We start from the raw sequence: 16,477 nt of genomic DNA, 5'->3' as shown, positions 1-16,477 counted from the left end.
CATCTGATGTCAAAATAGGTGAGAAAATAACTTACTACGGCCACAGGCGGATGGGAAGTCTCCCGGCTACGGCGCCTGGACCGGCGCCTCCAGCTGATAGCCGCCATTCTCCAGCAGCTTAAGCTGCGGCAGGCAGGAAAGCAGCCGCCGGGTATAGTCGTGCTGCGGCCGATCCAGCACATCGTCGCTCCAGCCGTTTTCCACCAGCCGGCCTTTTTCCATGACCATGATGCGATCGGCGACCTGCTCCACCGCGCCCAGGTCGTGGGTGATAAACAGGCAGGCGAAACCGTAGCTGTCCTGCAGGCGGCGCAGCAGCGTCAAAATCTGCTTTTGCACGGTCATATCCAGCGCCGAGGTCGGCTCGTCGGCGACGATAAAGGCCGGTTTGCGGATCACGGCGCGGGCGATGGCCACGCGCTGGCGCTGGCCGCCGGAAAGCTGGTGCGGATAGCGGTCGATGAAAAATTCCGCCAGGCCGACTTCGTTCAATACCTCTTTGACGCGCGCCAGGCGGTGCGCGCGCCCGGTATCATTGAAGACCCGCAGCGGCTCCTCCAGGATCTGGCCGATTTTCATGCGCGGATTGAGGGAGGAATAGGGATCCTGCTGGATGATCTGGCAGGCCAGGCGCCACCGGCGTTTTAACGCCGGGTCCCGGTCGTTGACATCCCGGCCCTCGAACAACAGCGAGCCGGCGCTCACCGGCAACATACCGGCAATCGCCTTGCCGATGGTGGTTTTTCCCGAGCCGCTGGCGCCGACCAGCGCCACCGTTTCGCCCCGGCGCACGTTAAAACTGACGCTGTTCACCGCCCGGGTGACGCGCGCCGGTTGCAACCATGTTTTCTGCCCCGGATAATCGATACTCACGTCGCTCAGCGTCAGTACCGCCGATGCCGACAGTAGCGAGCGGCGATCGGCGGGCGCTTTTCTGACGGGCATCGCGTCCAGCAGCCGGCGGGTATAGGGATGCCGGGGTTCGGCCAGCAGCAGCCGGCTTTCACCCTGCTCCACCAGCGCGCCCTGCTCCATCACCATGATGCGCGAGGCGTAGTTGGCCACCATCGACAGATCGTGGCTTATCAGGATCACCGCGCTGCCCTGCTCGGCGGTCAGGGACAGCATCAGGCTCATCACTTCGTGCTGCACCAGCACATCCAGCGCCGTGGTGGGTTCATCGGCGATAATCAGTTTCGGTTCCAGCAGCATCACCGCGGCAATCATCACCCGCTGGCGCATCCCGCCGGAAAATTGGTGCGGAAAGCTGGCCAGCAACGTTTCGCCGCCGTCCAGCCCGACGCGGCGCAGCATGGCGACGATTTTCTGTTTGCGCTCCTGCGGCGTCAGTGTGGTGTGCAGCGCCAGCCCTTCATCCAGCTGGCGACCGATGGTCATGGCCGGATTTAGCGAGGTCATGGGTTCCTGGAACACCATGCCGATACCGGCGCCGCGCACCTGGCGCAGCTGCTCGTTATCCAGCGCCAACAAATCCTGGCCGGCGAACCGCAGCCGATCGGCCCGGCGCGCGACATTGGACGGCAGCAGCCCCATCAGCGCTCGCATCGCCAGGGTTTTGCCGCTGCCCGATTCGCCGACCACCGCCAGCACTTCGCGCGGCTGCAGACAAAAGGAAATGCCGTTCACCACCGTGCGATCCTGCACGCTAATGGTCAGGTTACCGACGTCCAGCAGAGGCTGCGCGGTGTTATTCATTATTGCATCCTCGGGTCAAGATAATCGCGCAGCGCGTCCCCCAGCAGGTTGACGCCCAGCAGCGCAAGGGAAATACAGCACCCCGGCAGCAGGGCCAGGTAGGGCGCCTGGGAAAGATAGGTACGGCTTGCCGCCAGCATATTGCCCCAGGTGGGTTCCGGCGGCGGTACCCCGAGCCCGAGGAATGACAGGGCGCTTTCCGAAATCAGCACCCAGCCCAGCATGGACGTGGCCAGCACCATAAGCGGCGCGATGCAGTTGGGCAGGATATGATGCAGCAGGATAAATCCTTCGCGATGTCCCATCACCCGGGAGGCGTGGACAAAATCCGTCTCGCGCAGCCCCAGCACCGTTCCGCGCACCACCCGCACCACCGAGGGGGTATAGGCCAGGCCCAGGGCGAGAATAATGCCGTAGCGGTTACTGCCCAGGATGCTCAGCAGGCCGAGTGCCAGCAGGATGCCCGGAAACGCCAGCAGCGTATCGGTCACCATCATGATGACCCGGTCGGTCACGCCGCGCAGATAGCCGCTCAGCAAGCCCAGCACAATCCCCGTCAGCAGCGCGAAGGCCACCGTCAGCACCGAAATGCTGATGCTGGCGCTGGCGCCGAGCATAATGCGGCTCAATACGTCGCGGCCGTATTCGTCGGTGCCGAACCAGTGCGCGGCGCCGGGACTTTGCAGCCGGGCCAGAATATTGATCCGGCTGGGGTCGAACGGCGTCCAGAAGAACCCCACCAGGCTGGCGCAGACGATAATCCCGATCATTAGCCCGCCCAGCAGGGCGTTGGGCGCCAAAAATATTGAGCGTTTCATGATGCGGCCACCCTGGGATCAAACAGCGGATAAAGGGCATCTATCACCAGATTGGTCAGGACATAGATACCGGCGATAAACAGCATGCACCCCTGGATAACCGGATAATCACGGGCATAGATACCGTCCACCAGCAGCCTGCCGAGGCCCGGCAGGCTAAACACCGTTTCGGTTACCGCCACGCCGCTCAGCAGGTTGCCGAGCGTAAGGCCTATCAGCGTCCAGGTCGGCCCGAAGGCATTGGGAAACACATGGCGCGACAGTACGGTACGCTCGCGCAGCCCCTTGGCGCGGGCGTGGGTGACATAATCCAGGCGCAGCACCTCCAGGGTGCTGGCGCGCATCATGCGCACCAGCGCGCCCACTTCCACCAGCACCAGCGTCAGCACCGGCATCAGCAGATAGAGCACGCCCTGCCAGGCGTTGTCCCGAATCGAGACATACCCCACCACCGGCAGCCAGCCGAGCTTCAGGCCGAAAAACATCAGGATCAGCAGCCCCATCCAAAAACTCGGTATCGACAGCAGAAACGTCGAGAACATCACCAGGCCGACATCAAGACGGGTGTTCTGTTTCCATGCCGCCAGCATGCCGAAAGGCACGGCGACCAGCGCGGCCACGACCACCGCCGCCAGCACCACGCTCATGGTGACGGAAAACCGTTCGAGGATCAGCGGCAGTATCGCTTGTCCGCTCTGGATGGAGTGACCGAAGTCGCCGTGCAGCACCTGGCCGAACCAGATAAAAAACTGCGTCAACAGCGACTGATCCAGGCCCATGTTATGGCGCAAATCCGCCAGGCTGCTCTCGGTCGCCAGATCGCCAAGCATCAGCAGCGCCGGATCGCCGGGCACCAGCCTGGTCAGCAGGAAGACGATCACCGTCACCAGCAGCAGCGTCGGGATCGCCGACGCCACCCGCCTGAAGATAAAACTCAGCATGACGACTCCTTGCCGCTATGACTTAACGGATACGTTCCACAGGCGGGCGGCGGCGGCCAGCCAGGGTTTATAGCCTACGATAACCTTGCGGTGCGCGATAATATCCAGCCCCGGATAGAAAATAATCAGCGGCACCTGTTCGATCATCATGCGGTGCAGCTGGTCGACGATATCCTGCCGCTGTTTGCTGTCGCTGACATAGGCCAGGCTGTCCACCAGTTTGTTGGCCTGGGGATCGTCCCAAACCTTGCGCGGCTGCTTGGCTTTATCGCCGTTGATTTGCTCAAACGCCAGCGCCGGTTCAAAGCGCGCCGAGAAGGTAAAGGTCATCATCTGGTAGCGGCCGGCCTGGTAGCGTTCAAGCTGGGTGGCCCATTCCATGGTGGTGATTTTGGCGTTGATGCCGGCGGCCTGCAGCATCGCCTGCACGATAACCGCCATATCGAAGCTGGGCACGGTGGAGCGTTTATTGGCGATGATTTCAATCGTCTCGCCTTTATATCCGGCTTCCTCTAGCAGCTGTTTGGTACGGGCGGGATCATATTTATAGCCCTGCTTTTCCACTTCTTTATAGTAACCGGAGGCCACGGAAATATTGGAATTGCTCGGCGTGGCCAGCCCCTCGCTGGTGCCCATGGCGATTTGTTCGGTATCCAGCGCCGCGGCGATCGCCTGGCGCAGCTTGAGGTTTTTCAGCAGCGGATCCGCCGTTTGGATAAGCAGCGCATGGCGCTGGGCGTTGGGCGCCACCGCGATGGCCACATTGGGGTCGGTTTTCAGGTCCGACGCGTCGATGGGGCTGACCTGGGCAACATCCACCGCACCGGAGCGCAGCCCCGCTTTCACCGTGGCGGCGTCCGGCACGGCCATAAACCGCACTTCGTCCACCAGCGCTTTCTTGCCGCCGACAAAACCATCCGGCGCGCCGGCGCGGGAGCTGTAGCCGTCAAAACGTTTCAGCGAAACGTATTCACCGTGCTTCCAGTTATCGAAGGTAAAAGGACCGGTGGCGATAGGCTTGATCCAGTTGCCCTGCCCGTCCACGGATTTGGGACTGACGACCGCCGCGGCGCCGCAGTCGGTGCGGGCCAGCGTATCGAGAAACAGCGCCACCGGCTGCGCCAGCGTCATCACCACCGTACTGTCGTCCGGCGCGCTTACCGACGTGACGTTGATCTGGCTGCTGCCGTCGAATTCCCGCAGGCAGCGCCACTGGGTTTTCGGATCGGTCCAGTGCTTCCAGCTCCACAGCACATCCTGCGCGCCCAGGGTATCGCCGTTGTGGAATTTGATATTTTTGCGCAGATGGAACACATATTTTTTGCCGCCGTCCTGCACCTCCCAGGTGTCGGCCAGCATCGGCCCGACGGTGCCGTCCTCCCGATAGCCCACCAGCCCTTCCACCACGTGCATCAGCACGTCGTCGGTATTGCCGTCGCGGTTCACGCCCGGCTGGCTGCTGCGGATGTCCTGGTTTAAGGCAAAACGGATGATGCTGTTGTCGGCCGCGCCGGCCCGGGCCGCCATCATTCCCGGCAGGAGCATAACGATACACGCGATTATCTGCTTCATAGTATCCTCAATGGGTCGTTGTTTCGTTCGGACGGCGGCTGTCAGGACAGGGCCAGGGAATATCGGGTAAATTCGCGGTTAATCGCCGGCAGCGGCGCCACCTCCATCGTGCCCGCGGTGGAGTCCATAACGATCATCGCCACGGTGGCCGACAAATCGCTTTGAAAACCGGGACGCGGCGGCCGGCATACCGAATACGGCGCGCCGAAGTCGTCAAAAAAGGCATTTTTCAAATCGTCTGCGCTGAGCTTGGGCTTAGCGCGCAGCAATTGATTCACCCGCCAGGCGCGGTACAGGGTATCGGGCGACGTGCCAATGCCCATTTCGCGGATTTTGCTTTTTGCCGCGTCGCTTTCCCAATGGTTGGCGTGCACCAGGATGCCGTCGGTGGGGTACAGGGTAAAAGACTCATCCGGCGCGCATTCAAAATCAATGGCGAACCCCTCGCGGGTGCTGAGCATCATATTGTTGGAGCAGGACTTCGGCGTGACCGCCACCACCCGCATCGCCAGCGCCATATGCTGCTGCTCCAGCACCTTGCGGCGGATCAGGGAAATCGGCACGCCTATCTGGCGGTAGTCGCGCTCGCAGCGCAGATAGTTGGCGGTGATGGCCAGGCCGGCCTGGTTTACGCCGCTGCGCGCCAGGCCGCCGGCCTCCACAAAGGTCAGGTAATCGGGGCCGTCGTCGCGGTGCACTTTCAGTACGATGGAACTGTCGGCGCATTCGGCGCGCCAGTCCCAATTCTGCCCGTGGATCAGCCGTCCGCTGGCGCTGCGCTGCGGCAAAATCACCGCGCCGCTGCAGCCGTCCTTGATAGTATCGTCATGGGCGTCGCGCTGCTCTTTCAGCAGCCGGGCCTTGGCGATCACCTCGGTGCGGGCGTTGATCATCACGATGCCTTCCAGCGGTACGGCCGCCCCGGTCGCGATGCCGGTCATTTCCGTCAGGTAGTCGGCATCGAAATCGCGGATGATGGCGCTGAAGGCGGTAATGAGTTCCTCGCGCTGAGCTTGGCTTAATCCCAGCTCGCGCAGCTGATCGCCGTAAAGGCCGACGCTCAGGCGGATGCGATCGCGGGCGATTTCGCCGTATTGCAACCCGCGTTCATGGGCGCTGCCGGATACGGTAACCAGCGGAAAGGGGGTAATCTGCGACATCGTGTCTCCTTAACGGGGGGGTGGCGCGCAACGGTGGCTGCGCAGCACGCGCAGGAAAAAATCCTTTACGGTATCCAGCACTTTCATGCCGTCATGGCCGACATTGGGCACGATGTCCTGGCGCGCGTCGACGCCGTGCCCGAGCAGGCTCTGGTAAAGCGCGGTATTGCGCTCGATGCGGGTCGCGCCGGCGTCGTTACAGCCCGGCATATAATATTTGCCTCCCGGCCGGTGGGTAATTTCCCAGGTTTCCACATCGACCTTGCCCACCACCAGTTGCACCGGCACCTGCCGCAGGGCGGCATAATTCAGCGGTTTGCCGAACATCTGCTCAAAATTGCGCACGCCCACCCACCAGTCCTGGTGTTCATCCAGCAGGGTAACGGAGCCCGGCGCGCCGATGGAGACGCCCAGCAGGCGTTCGGGATGGATATACAGGAAGCGGTGCACAAAATGGCCGCCGCCGGAATACCCGAACAGTAAAAACCGGTCGAACGGCGTGCCGAGGGATGCGGCGACTTCATCCACCATCGACAGCAGTACCCGATCATAGCGGATGCCCTGCTCGATGATGTACTTAAAACCATGGGAGTTGCCGTCTTGCAACGGTCCCACCGGGAACAGCGGCGCCAGGATCACGCAGCGGTTATAGCGGCCGAATTCGGCGAAAGCGTCGCGGTAGGCGGTCATGCTGCGCCCGGTGCCGTGCATGACCACCGCCAGGCAATGTCCGGCGGGATCGGCATCAAAATCGGGCGGAACGTACATGCAATAGGCAAAACGGGGGTCCTGCCTGCTGGCGAAAATGGTGGTATGGCCGCGCTGATAAAGCGCGCGTCCGCGGGTTTCCGCCAGTTGGGTTTCGTCGAGGGCCATTTTTTTCCTGTAGAAATGACAGGGTGATGAGTGATTTTCATTCAAACATAAAACCAAAATTGGCGCCAATTTAATTGGATAAATATGCGCAAAAACTATCGCCCCCATCACATTTCCCGGTAATATAAAAGTATCCTCTGCGGCAATAACCCAGTAACACGATGATTTACGATAAGAAGCCGCGCGCCGTCCCGCCCATTTCTCCATAGGGTTTTATTATGGCGGCGGTATTTCAGGCGGCGCAAAACGCCTTATAATGCTTTGAATCGACGACCGCCAGGTTAATGAAGGACGCTAAACATGAAGCAAAAAAAGCCCGGCGCATCCGCCAATGTCGCCAACGATATCGCCAAGGATATTAATACCGGTGAATTCACCGCCGGCATGTGGCTGAAACAGGCCGAGCTGGAGGAACGCTATGGCTGCACCCGCGCCGATGTGCGCCGCGCCCTTGACCAACTGGTGATTGAACGGCTGGTGCAGCACGTGCCCAACAAGGGGTACCACGTCTACGCGCCCAATTTGCAGCAGCGCCGGAATATTTCGGCTATCCGTTGTATCCTGGAGTGCGCGGCCGCGCCGGATATTGTCGAGAATATCGGCGAACAGGGCATCGCGCGCCTGACGGACTGCGCGCAGGCGTTCGCCGACGCCACCTGGCACGGCACGTTGCTTGGGCAGTATGAGGCCAATATGGCTTTTCACCGGGCGCTGCTGGCGCCCTGCCTGAACCAGGATATGGTGGAGCTGATTTTCGATCTGCGCAGCCGGGTGCCCTCCGCCCCGCTGGGGCAATGGAGCTCCCATGCCCGGATAGAAAAATCGTCCGGCGAACATTTCGCCATGGTGGCGGCGATCCGCGATCGGGATGCGCCAAAGCTGGCGCGCCTGATTGCGCAACATATCCAGCAGTTGGAATCCAGCGGGGAATAAAGGAAAGCGGCGTCCTCATGTCAGGATTCGGATGATGGCGAGGAAAAAAGACCATCATCCGCTTGAGACGGCGCGGCGCGACAGGGTGCGGCGTCCCTCAGGCCAGCTGCATGGCCAGTTTTATCGCTATCGCCATGCTGTCGGCCTTGGCCTTGCCGGTCCAGGCAATATCAAACGCCGTGCCGTGATCGGCTGAGGTGCGGATGAACGGCAGGCCGGCGGTAATGTTGACACCGTCATAAAACCCTAGCAATTTCAACGGGATATGCCCCTGATCGTGGTACATCGCCACCACCATATCATAATGGCCTTCATAGGTTTGCAGAAAGACGGTATCGGGCGGGCACGCGCCGGTGACGTCCAGCCCTTTGTCGCGCATGGCGGCCACCGCGGGATTAACGACGGTAATTTCCTCGTCGCCGAACAGGCCGTGCTCACCCGCGTGCGGGTTGACGCCGGCTACCGCGATGCGCGGGTGGGGGAAACCGACCCGCCTGAGAAAGGTATCCGCCATTTGAATGACCGTTTCCACCCGCTCGCGGCTCAGCGTGTTGAGAAATTTACGCAGCGCGATATGCGTGGTGACATGAATCACCTTCAGCCGGTCGGTGTACAGTACCATGGCGTAATCCCGGCTCTGCGTCAGCTTGGCCAGCAATTCGGTATGGCCGGGGTAAATATGGCCGGCGGCATGCAGCGCCTCCTTGTTCAGCGGCGCGGTGGCGATGGCGTGGACCTCGCCGGCCAGCGCCAGTCCGGTGGCGTGTTTTACGCAGCGATAGGCCAGGTCGCCCGCCTGCGGCTGCACCTGGCCGGGAACCAATGCCGCGGGCTGTTGCAGCGGCTCATCGATGACATTGATAACCCCGGGCGCAAACCGCGCGTCGGCGGGACGGGCAATGATTTTCAATTCGGCGGGCGGTGTGATCCGCAGCGACAGGATACGGCGCAGGGTGGAAACACAGCCCACCACCACCACCGGCGCACCGGAAAATTCACCTTCAGCCAACGCTTTAATGATAATTTCCGGACCAATGCCCGCCGGATCTCCCATGGTTACCGCAATTGTCTTAGTCACGCGACATCTCCTCAATAAAGCGAATAACTTCTGATAGCGTGGTTTCACCGCCGAAACCGCCCGCTTTGGTCATTACCGGTATGTTTTGCGCCACGCCGCCCAGCAAGCGGCCGTAAGGGACGCAGGCGGCAATCTGTCCCCGGATGTGGAAGCCGGTCGCATCCAGCGCGGAGGCGACCGCGACGGCAACGTCGCCGCCGGTCAGATACAGCCCGCCGATGGGTTGGGCGTCGACCACCCGGCGCGTCAGGCGGCCGAGCGCCAGGCAGATATCCTCGCCCAACCGCTGGCGGCTGATGCCGTGTTGTCGACAGACCGCTTCGATATGCCGTCGCTGATCTTCATCCTGGCAGGTACGAACCACGCAGTGCCTGCCCGCGCGCAATGCCGCGCTCACGTCACCGACCCATTGATCGATCAAGCTCGCCGGGTTTGCGCTGAACAGACGCAGCACATCAATATCCACCAGCCTGACCGCCGCGTTATCCCGCGCGTGGTCGATTTGCCGCCGGGCCGCGGCGCTCATGGAGCCGATAACCGCCAGCAGGGGCGGCGCCGGCGCGAACGGCAGGCTGCGCGCCAACGGGTCAATCAAGCCCGCCGATCCCACCAGCAGCGGCTTGAACGGCAACTGCCGCAGCGCCGCGACGATACGCTGTAAATCGTCGTCCAGCAGGCTGTCGAGCACCACCAGCCGGCAACCCTGTTCCGCCAGGGCGGTAATCCGCATTGCCAGGGAAGCGTCGCGCACCGCCGCTACATCCAGCTCCGCCAGCGGCAGCGCGCTTTGCTCGTTGATCCGTCCGGCTATGGAGGAGGTGGCGACCGGCGTATTGGGATCGCTGGCAAATTCGGTATCGGTTAACCTGCGGCCGTTGACTTCGCAGTGGCCGTTGCGGATGCACCGGCCCATGGCGGGCGCGGCCGCGGCGATAATCGCCAGCGGCGCCTGCGCGCCGTTGAGGGCCGCCTCGATTTCGGCGCCCAGGTTGCCGCGCAGCGTGGAATCGATCTTTTTATACAGCCAGCCGTCCGGCGCGACGGCGCGTAATTGCCCTACCGCCCTGCCCACCCTCCGCGCCGCCTCCCCGGCCGGCAGGGCGCGGCTGTCGGTACTGATAACCCAGGCGTCGGCGCGACCGCCGTCGGTGATCGCGTCCGCGCCGCCGAACAGCACATTGACCCGGGCGCCGTGGCGGGTCAGCCCCACGCCCGCATCATTGGCCCCGGTAAAATCGTCGGCGATCACCCCTATCTGCGCGTTGTTTTGCCCGGCCGGCATAGACATTCCTTAGGTTATTATCGGTGGTCACGAGTTATAATGATTATATTTAATCATATTTGATTAACCGTGAGCAAGATCAAATTATCCAAACGGAGACTTAACGCTGATACATGCCACATGGCAGTAGTTTATGACATATTATGATTGAAATCGCGCAATGAGACTAACCGCGGTCAAACAACGCCGGATATCGTTGGCCAACAGCCGCCAACGCGTCGGCCGTGGCAGGTTGCATGCCTTATACGTCTGCCTGACCCGGCGTGGGCGGTACCGGGCCGCAGCTGGCGCGGTTTTCAAACCAGGTTGGCAAGAGAATATGTTCTTTATCATGAGGATGCCGCAGCTGTCCCAGTAACAGCTCCGCGGCACGTTTGCCCAATAAGCCGTTATCGCGCATCACGGTGGCAATCGGCGGCGAAAACAGGCGGCCGATGGCGACATCGTCACAACACACCAGCGACAGATCGCGGCCGAGGACCAGGTTGCGCTGCCCCACCGCTTTCAGCGCACCCTCCAGTAATTGGTTACCGCCCAAAATCACCGCGGTCGGCGGGTGGGACAATGCCAGTAAGCGCGCCATAGCCCGCTCGCCGTGGGCGACCGACAGGATACCTGCCTCTATCATAAAATCAGGCGCCGCCTGGCATGCCTGATAGGCCTCCCGCACGGCACGGATACGCTCCCGGGTCGGGCGCACATCTCGTCCGACGATCAGGCCGATACGCCGGTGGCCCAACTGCAATAGCGCCCTGGCGGCGGCGCCTACGCCGGTAAAATGATCGGATAATACCGTATTGGCGTTGACATCATCCGGCAACGTACGGTCAATCACCACCATGGGAATGGTGCTTTTACGCAGCACGCTCAGGGTCGCTTCATCATTTTCCAGCGACGGCAGCAAAATCAGCCCGTCCACCTGGCGTTGTTGCAATACGTCAATATGTTCCGCATCCATTGCCGGCACCCCGCCGGAATTGGTCAGCAGCAGGGAAAACCCCGAGGCCGTCAGGACACTTTCCGCGCCGCTGACGATTGAGGCCAGCAACGGATTGGTGATATCCGAACAGACAAAACCGATAGATTTGGTTGAACGGCGACGCAGGCTTTGCGCCAGGACATTGGGGGTATAACGTAACTTCTCCGCCGCAGCCAGTACCCGTTCCGTCATTTCTTTACTGACGCCCGGTTGCCCTGACAGCACGCGGGAAACGGAGGCGATCCCCACGCCGGCCAGTTCAGCAACTTGACGGATTCCGGCCCGTTCATTGACCGGTGTCTCATTTTTTGAACTCATATACATCCTCGCGCCAAAGAAACTTGACAGTCTGTGGCAACCGCTTTTTAATCACTGGAAACGTTTCCGGAAACGTTTCCAAACATCATATAACAACATATCGCCGATTATTTTAGGGTTATTATCACCGCCTCGCTCGCTGGATGCGAAGGTAAGCATAACTCGTATGTGGTTTTTTATTCCAACGTTGGCCAAACCTGTACACCTACCTATAAGGGGCTCGTCGTGGAACAAGCAATCGCGCAAACGCCGGCAACCCGGCAAGTCATCCGTAATACCATTCTCAGCGCCATCATCGGCACGACGGTTGAATGGTATGATTATTATCTGTATGCCACCGCTGCGGCAACGTTATTCAATACCTTATTTTTCCCGTCTTTCGACCACTTGACCGGTACTATTCTGGCTTTTGCCAGCTTTAGCATCGGCTTTTTCGTCCGCCCGTTCGGCAGCGTGCTGTTTGGCTATCTCGGCGATCGCATCGGCCGTAAAAAAGTGCTGGTGATCACCTTACTCTTAATGGGAAGTTCAACCACCCTGATGGGGCTGTTGCCGACCTATGCCCAGGCGGGTATAGCGGCGCCTATCCTGCTGACCCTGCTTCGCGCCCTGCAGGGGCTTGGCTCAGGCGCTGAATATGCCGGCGCGGTATTGATCGTTGTTGAAAATGCGCCGGCTGAACGGCGCGGTCTTTATGGCGCGATGCCTTATATGGGAGTGGCCCTGGGCCTGTTGTTATCGCTGGCCACCTTCAACTTCTCTTCGCATTTATCTAAAGAAGCATTTGAGGTATGGGGATGGCGCATACCGTTTTTATTAAGCACCGTGGTCATTGCGTTTGGCGTTATTATACGCATGAAGTTAAAAGAGTCGCCCATCTTTGAAGAATTAAAACGCAAGAACGCCGTTATCAAAAACCCGGTGCGTGAAGTATTCAAAACGTCGAAACGCCAGCTGTTTTGCGCCTGGGGCGCCCGGTTAGGCGATAATTCCCTGGCGTATATCTACGAATCATTTGTCATTGTGTATGTCACCCAGCAATTACATATCGCCAGGGACGAAATTGTCACCGCGCTAATGTTCAGCACCGCCTTGCAATTCATTACCGTGCCCTTATTTGGCTGGGTCTCCGATAAAGTGGGGCGTAAACCCGTTTACATGGGGGGCGCGATTCTTTCCGGCCTGGCGATTATTCCCTTTTTCCATCTGCTGCAAACCCGGGAGCTGGTATGGATTTACGCCGGCCTGTTTCTGGTCTCTTCCATTGCCAAGACCATGATGACCTCGGCGCAAAGTCCATGGCTGGCGGAGATGTTCCCTTCACGGGTGCGCTATACCGGTTTTTCACTGGCGAGGGAAGTCACCTCGCCCATTTCCGGAGGGATAGCCCCCATCATCGCCCTCAGTTTATTAGCCGTGGGCGACGGGGATCCCAAACTGGTTTGCGCCTACGTCATCGTGCTGTCGGTCCTGACGGCCGTATCGGTATTTCTCGGGCCGGAAACCCGTGGTCGTGATTTACGTGATGTCGAGGCCGAAGGCGGCAAGCAGGCGCATGAGCACGGCGCCTATTCGTCACATCCAAACCGGTAAAAAAATTTCGCGATATAAACAGTCAGTGAGGAGCCTATGAAAATAACCCGAGTTGAGCCATTGCATATTGGTCAGTTCATGTTTGCCCGCGTGGAAACCGACAGCGGATTGGTTGGCTATGGCGAAGCCGGTGCCTGGGGCCATATTGAGGCCTCGGGCGCCGCTATCCAGCGTTTCGCTGAATATCTGGAGGGAAGATCAGCGTTTGATATCGAACACCACTGGAATGTAATGCATCGGTTCAGCTATTTCCAGGGACTGGCCATCAATGCGGCCATTTCGGCGATAGATATCGCGCTTTGGGATATTAAAGGCCAGGCCCTGAATGTGCCGATTTATCAATTATTGGGAGGACCGGTGCGCAAAAAAGCGCGGATATATGGCCATATTTATGAACAGACCATTGAGAAAATACTGGAAGAATGCCAGGCTAAAATGGATGCGGGATTTACGGCATTCGGTCATCTCAATCCTTTCCTGGATGAAGGTAATGACAAGGTTTATTTTAAAACTCATATCCGCAAAATGCGTGATGCCATCAATAACGTCAGGCGTATGCGGGAAGTGGTCGGCGATCGGGTCGATTTGTTGATTGAGTTGCACCGGCGCCTGACGCCGCCGGAAGCGGTGACCTTTACCCGCGGCATAGAAGAATATCATCCTATGTTTGTGGAAGACCCCATCCGGCCGGAAAATGCCGATGCCATGGCGCGGGTGGCGGATAAAATCCATGTTCCCATCGCCACCGGGGAGCGCTTTTCCACCCTCTATGAATTCCAGGCCCTGCTGAGCCGCAACGCGATGGAGTTCGCCCGCGTGGATTTGTGCCTATGCGGTGGAATTACCGGCGGCAAAAAAGTCGCGGCGATGGCCGAAGCGCATCATGTCCAGGTGGTTCCCCATAATCCGCTCTCACCCATCGGCCTGGCCGCCTGTCTGCAATTGGCGGCCGCTATTCCTAATTTCGCCATTCAGGAATATGCCACCGGCTTTGAAGCGGGCATTTTCGCATCCCGCCCCGAGCATTTGGGGAGCAATATCGTGGATAAAGTTCCCCTGCCGCTGGACGGTTTTGTGGATATTCCCGACGGGCCAGGCCTGGGAATGAAATTACTGCCCGACGCGCAGCGTATCCGTCCGCCGTTAAGCAAACCCATTTCCATGCGCCCGCACCTGGATGGTTTTATTGTCGATCAATAACGGCCTGAAGGCGGAAGCGGCACCGCGTGCGTGGCTCGGCGCGTGGCGCACTACGCCGGCGGCCCTTAGCGGATATCCCGATATTCGGAGGTGGCGGGCTTATTGCGGATGGCCTCGGACATAAAGTTCAGGACGTAGCGTAGCGCCGTGGTGGCGAAGCCTTCCTCTTTCAGGCGGCGTGCCGACGTTTCCATCACCATATCCAGGTCAAACTGTACCCGCCCCTCGCCCGCCAGCCGACGGGCGATATTGGTATCTTCGCCATAAAACGCGATAGACGTATCAAAGCCGCCGATACGCAGCAAGGCCCGTTTACTGGCGGCGAAATTACCGCCCACCGCCATATAGCCGGTGCACCAGTAAGTGGGTTTCGCCAGCGCCAGCCAGTAGAATTTCACCAGGACGCTTTTTATTCCCGGCAGGTCGAAATAACGGTATGGGCCGCTGATACAGACCAGATCGCCGCGCTGCGCATAGGCATGCAGCACTTTATCCAGCCAGCCGGACGGCATACGCGTGTCGGCGTCGATAAAGGCCAGAATATCGCCGCAGGCCGATTCCAGCCCTTTCTGGCGGGCGCGGGTGAGGCCTTTTATCGGTTCGTATACGACGCGAACCCCACTGAAGCCGGCGGCGATGTCCGACGTCCGGTCGGTACTGGCGTTATTAACGACAATAATTTCGTACTCACCGGGATGTGCGTGCGCCGTCAGCTCCCGCAGGGCGTATTGCAGGCAGGTCGCAAGATACAACTCTTCGTTATACGCTGGGATTATTAAACTGAGTTTCATCATTACGCTCCTGAGATACGCGACATGCCCTCGGGTACTGCCAGACCGATCCGGGCATAAATCTCTTCCCAGCGGCTTGTCACGGTAGTGATGGAAAAATGCCTGGTTTGCCGCGCGGCATGCTCGCCCATTTTCTGGCGCAGCGCTTTCGCGCGCAGCAAGTGGGTCAGCCTGCGGGCAAAATCCTCAGGGTCCCCCGGCTGCGCCAGGAACCCCGATTGCGCGTCGATATATTCCGGCAGCGCGCGCCAGCGCGCCCCGACCACGGGCAGGCCCGCGCTCATTGCCTGGATCAATACCATGCTTTGTGTTTCAGACGTGCTGGCGATGGCAAAGATGTCCGCCGCGTGAAACACATCCGCCAGCGTGGCTTTATCCAGCGTGCCGGTAAACCTGACGCGATCGCTGACCCCCAGCGCCCGCGCCAGGTGCTCCAGGCGATGGCGGGCGGAGCCGTGCCCCGCCAATACCAGCATCGCTTCGGGCACCTCCGCGGCGATAAGCGCCAGGGCGCGAATCAGCACATCGATTTTTTTTTCGTCCGCCAGCCGGCCGGCATAGACAATGGTTGCGTCGCTGAAACCGTGCGCCCGTTTAAGCATGGCGCGGCGTTCGTCCGGGACCGGATGGAACTGGGCGGGATCCACCGGATTGGACAGCACGCAGTGGGGACTGCGCAGGCCAAACGCGCGCATTTCGTCAATCACGGAATGGGAAGGACCGGTCACTAATGCGCAGTGGTTGTAATAGCGGTTGACCGCCCGCAGGCTGACGTTGCGGAAAAATTGCGCCGAAAACGGCGTATAGCCGGCAAACTCCCCGATGGCCCAGTGATTGGTGCCTACCAGCGGAATATCCAGTTGGCGCGCGGCGCTCAGCGCTTCCAGACCGGCGCCGAGAAAAGTATGGGTATGGATAATATCCGGCGCGAAAGACAACAACTGGCGCCAGCGCCGCCCGGTGGGCACCACCAGGCGGGATTGCCCGGTCGAACTGGGCACCGGCAGCGAAAACAGCCGGCGGACGGAAACATTTTTCCCCGCGTCGACTTCCCGTGCGGGTACGCCGGCCACGGCAAAGTCATGTCCGGTGGCGCGTGGCGCAAGAATCACCACCTGATGACCGCGTTTGCCCAATTCCCGGCATCCGGACAATACCGAATCCTGGATACCGCCCAGCTCCGGATAAAAACTGTCGGTAAATACAGCAATACGCATGGA

The 16,477-nt window shown here is 59.9% G+C and carries 14 protein-coding genes; 3 read left to right on the top strand and 11 right to left on the bottom strand.

Features of this window, described 5'->3' with window-relative positions:
* Positions 1–66: 66 nt before the first annotated feature.
* The 6 genes from ACL2XN_RS03885 to ACL2XN_RS03860 are packed head-to-tail and all read right to left on the bottom strand — an operon-like array spanning position 67 to position 7,083.
* Positions 67–1,716, bottom strand: coding sequence for a dipeptide ABC transporter ATP-binding protein (locus ACL2XN_RS03885; RefSeq protein WP_413730331.1), 1,650 nt, complete (start codon positions 1,714–1,716; stop codon positions 67–69).
* Positions 1,716–2,534 carry an ABC transporter permease gene (locus tag ACL2XN_RS03880; protein WP_413730330.1) on the bottom strand — a complete coding sequence of 273 codons (819 nt, stop codon included), beginning with the start codon at positions 2,532–2,534 and terminating at the stop codon, positions 1,716–1,718. Before ACL2XN_RS03880 ends, ACL2XN_RS03885 begins: the two co-directional genes overlap by 1 nt.
* Complete coding sequence (locus ACL2XN_RS03875) at positions 2,531–3,475, bottom strand: ABC transporter permease (RefSeq protein WP_410014761.1); 945 nt, start codon at positions 3,473–3,475, stop codon at positions 2,531–2,533. Before ACL2XN_RS03875 ends, ACL2XN_RS03880 begins: the two co-directional genes overlap by 4 nt.
* Positions 3,476–3,490: 15 nt before the next feature.
* A complete protein-coding gene (locus ACL2XN_RS03870; RefSeq protein WP_413722997.1) occupies positions 3,491–5,047 on the bottom strand; it encodes an ABC transporter substrate-binding protein in 1,557 nt (518 codons plus the stop codon).
* 41 nt (positions 5,048–5,088) lie between these two features.
* Positions 5,089–6,207 carry a C45 family autoproteolytic acyltransferase/hydolase gene (locus tag ACL2XN_RS03865; protein WP_413730329.1) on the bottom strand — a complete coding sequence of 373 codons (1,119 nt, stop codon included), beginning with the start codon at positions 6,205–6,207 and terminating at the stop codon, positions 5,089–5,091.
* Positions 6,208–6,216: 9 nt separating this feature from the next.
* Entirely contained in the window at positions 6,217–7,083 is an 867-nt protein-coding gene (locus ACL2XN_RS03860) for an alpha/beta hydrolase (protein ID WP_410014758.1), read from the bottom strand.
* A 300-nt stretch (positions 7,084–7,383) separates the two neighbouring features.
* Here ACL2XN_RS03860 and ACL2XN_RS03855 point away from each other — a divergent pair, with 300 nt between their 5' ends.
* The gene (locus tag ACL2XN_RS03855; RefSeq protein WP_413730327.1) at positions 7,384–8,016 is read left to right on the top strand and encodes a GntR family transcriptional regulator; all 633 of its coding nucleotides are present in this window, start codon (positions 7,384–7,386) and stop codon (positions 8,014–8,016) included.
* A gap of 97 nt (positions 8,017–8,113) precedes the next feature.
* Here ACL2XN_RS03855 and ACL2XN_RS03850 read toward each other — a convergent pair whose 3' ends face one another.
* From ACL2XN_RS03850 to ACL2XN_RS03840, 3 genes are all read right to left on the bottom strand, one after another.
* Positions 8,114–9,094, bottom strand: a complete 981-nt coding sequence (locus tag ACL2XN_RS03850) for a D-threonate 4-phosphate dehydrogenase (protein ID WP_413730326.1) — start codon at positions 9,092–9,094, stop codon at positions 8,114–8,116.
* Positions 9,087–10,376: a D-threonate kinase gene (dtnK, locus tag ACL2XN_RS03845; RefSeq protein ID WP_413730325.1), complete on the bottom strand. Its 1,290-nt coding sequence runs from the start codon at positions 10,374–10,376 to the stop codon at positions 9,087–9,089. The genes ACL2XN_RS03850 and dtnK overlap by 8 nt, the downstream gene beginning before the upstream one ends.
* A 241-nt stretch (positions 10,377–10,617) precedes the next feature.
* Positions 10,618–11,673 carry a LacI family DNA-binding transcriptional regulator gene (locus ACL2XN_RS03840; protein WP_410014754.1) on the bottom strand — a complete coding sequence of 352 codons (1,056 nt, stop codon included), beginning with the start codon at positions 11,671–11,673 and terminating at the stop codon, positions 10,618–10,620.
* A 225-nt stretch (positions 11,674–11,898) separates the two neighbouring features.
* Between ACL2XN_RS03840 and ACL2XN_RS03835 the strand changes: the two genes are divergently transcribed.
* Together ACL2XN_RS03835 and ACL2XN_RS03830 are read left to right on the top strand one after the other, a co-directional pair.
* The gene (locus tag ACL2XN_RS03835) at positions 11,899–13,266 is read left to right on the top strand and encodes an MFS transporter (protein ID WP_410014753.1); all 1,368 of its coding nucleotides are present in this window, start codon (positions 11,899–11,901) and stop codon (positions 13,264–13,266) included.
* Positions 13,267–13,302: 36 nt separating this feature from the next.
* Complete coding sequence (locus ACL2XN_RS03830; RefSeq protein WP_410014752.1) at positions 13,303–14,466, top strand: mandelate racemase/muconate lactonizing enzyme family protein; 1,164 nt, start codon at positions 13,303–13,305, stop codon at positions 14,464–14,466.
* Positions 14,467–14,531: 65 nt separating this feature from the next.
* Here the strand turns inward: ACL2XN_RS03830 and ACL2XN_RS03825 are convergent, their stop codons facing one another.
* Both ACL2XN_RS03825 and ACL2XN_RS03820 read right to left on the bottom strand, forming a co-directional pair.
* On the bottom strand, positions 14,532–15,260 hold the full coding sequence (locus ACL2XN_RS03825) for a glycosyltransferase family 2 protein (RefSeq protein WP_410014751.1): 729 nt from the start codon (positions 15,258–15,260) through the stop codon (positions 14,532–14,534).
* Positions 15,260–16,474: a glycosyltransferase gene (locus ACL2XN_RS03820; protein WP_413730324.1), complete on the bottom strand. Its 1,215-nt coding sequence runs from the start codon at positions 16,472–16,474 to the stop codon at positions 15,260–15,262. The genes ACL2XN_RS03825 and ACL2XN_RS03820 overlap by 1 nt, the downstream gene beginning before the upstream one ends.
* Positions 16,475–16,477: the final 3 nt, after the last annotated feature.

Origin of the sequence: Sodalis sp. RH22 (assembly GCF_047324165.1) — a bacterium.
In the GTDB taxonomy this organism is placed as follows: Bacteria; Pseudomonadota; Gammaproteobacteria; order Enterobacterales; family Enterobacteriaceae; genus Acerihabitans.
Note: the sequence above shows the minus strand (reverse complement) of the source record. Positions and strands in the feature narration are given on the sequence as shown.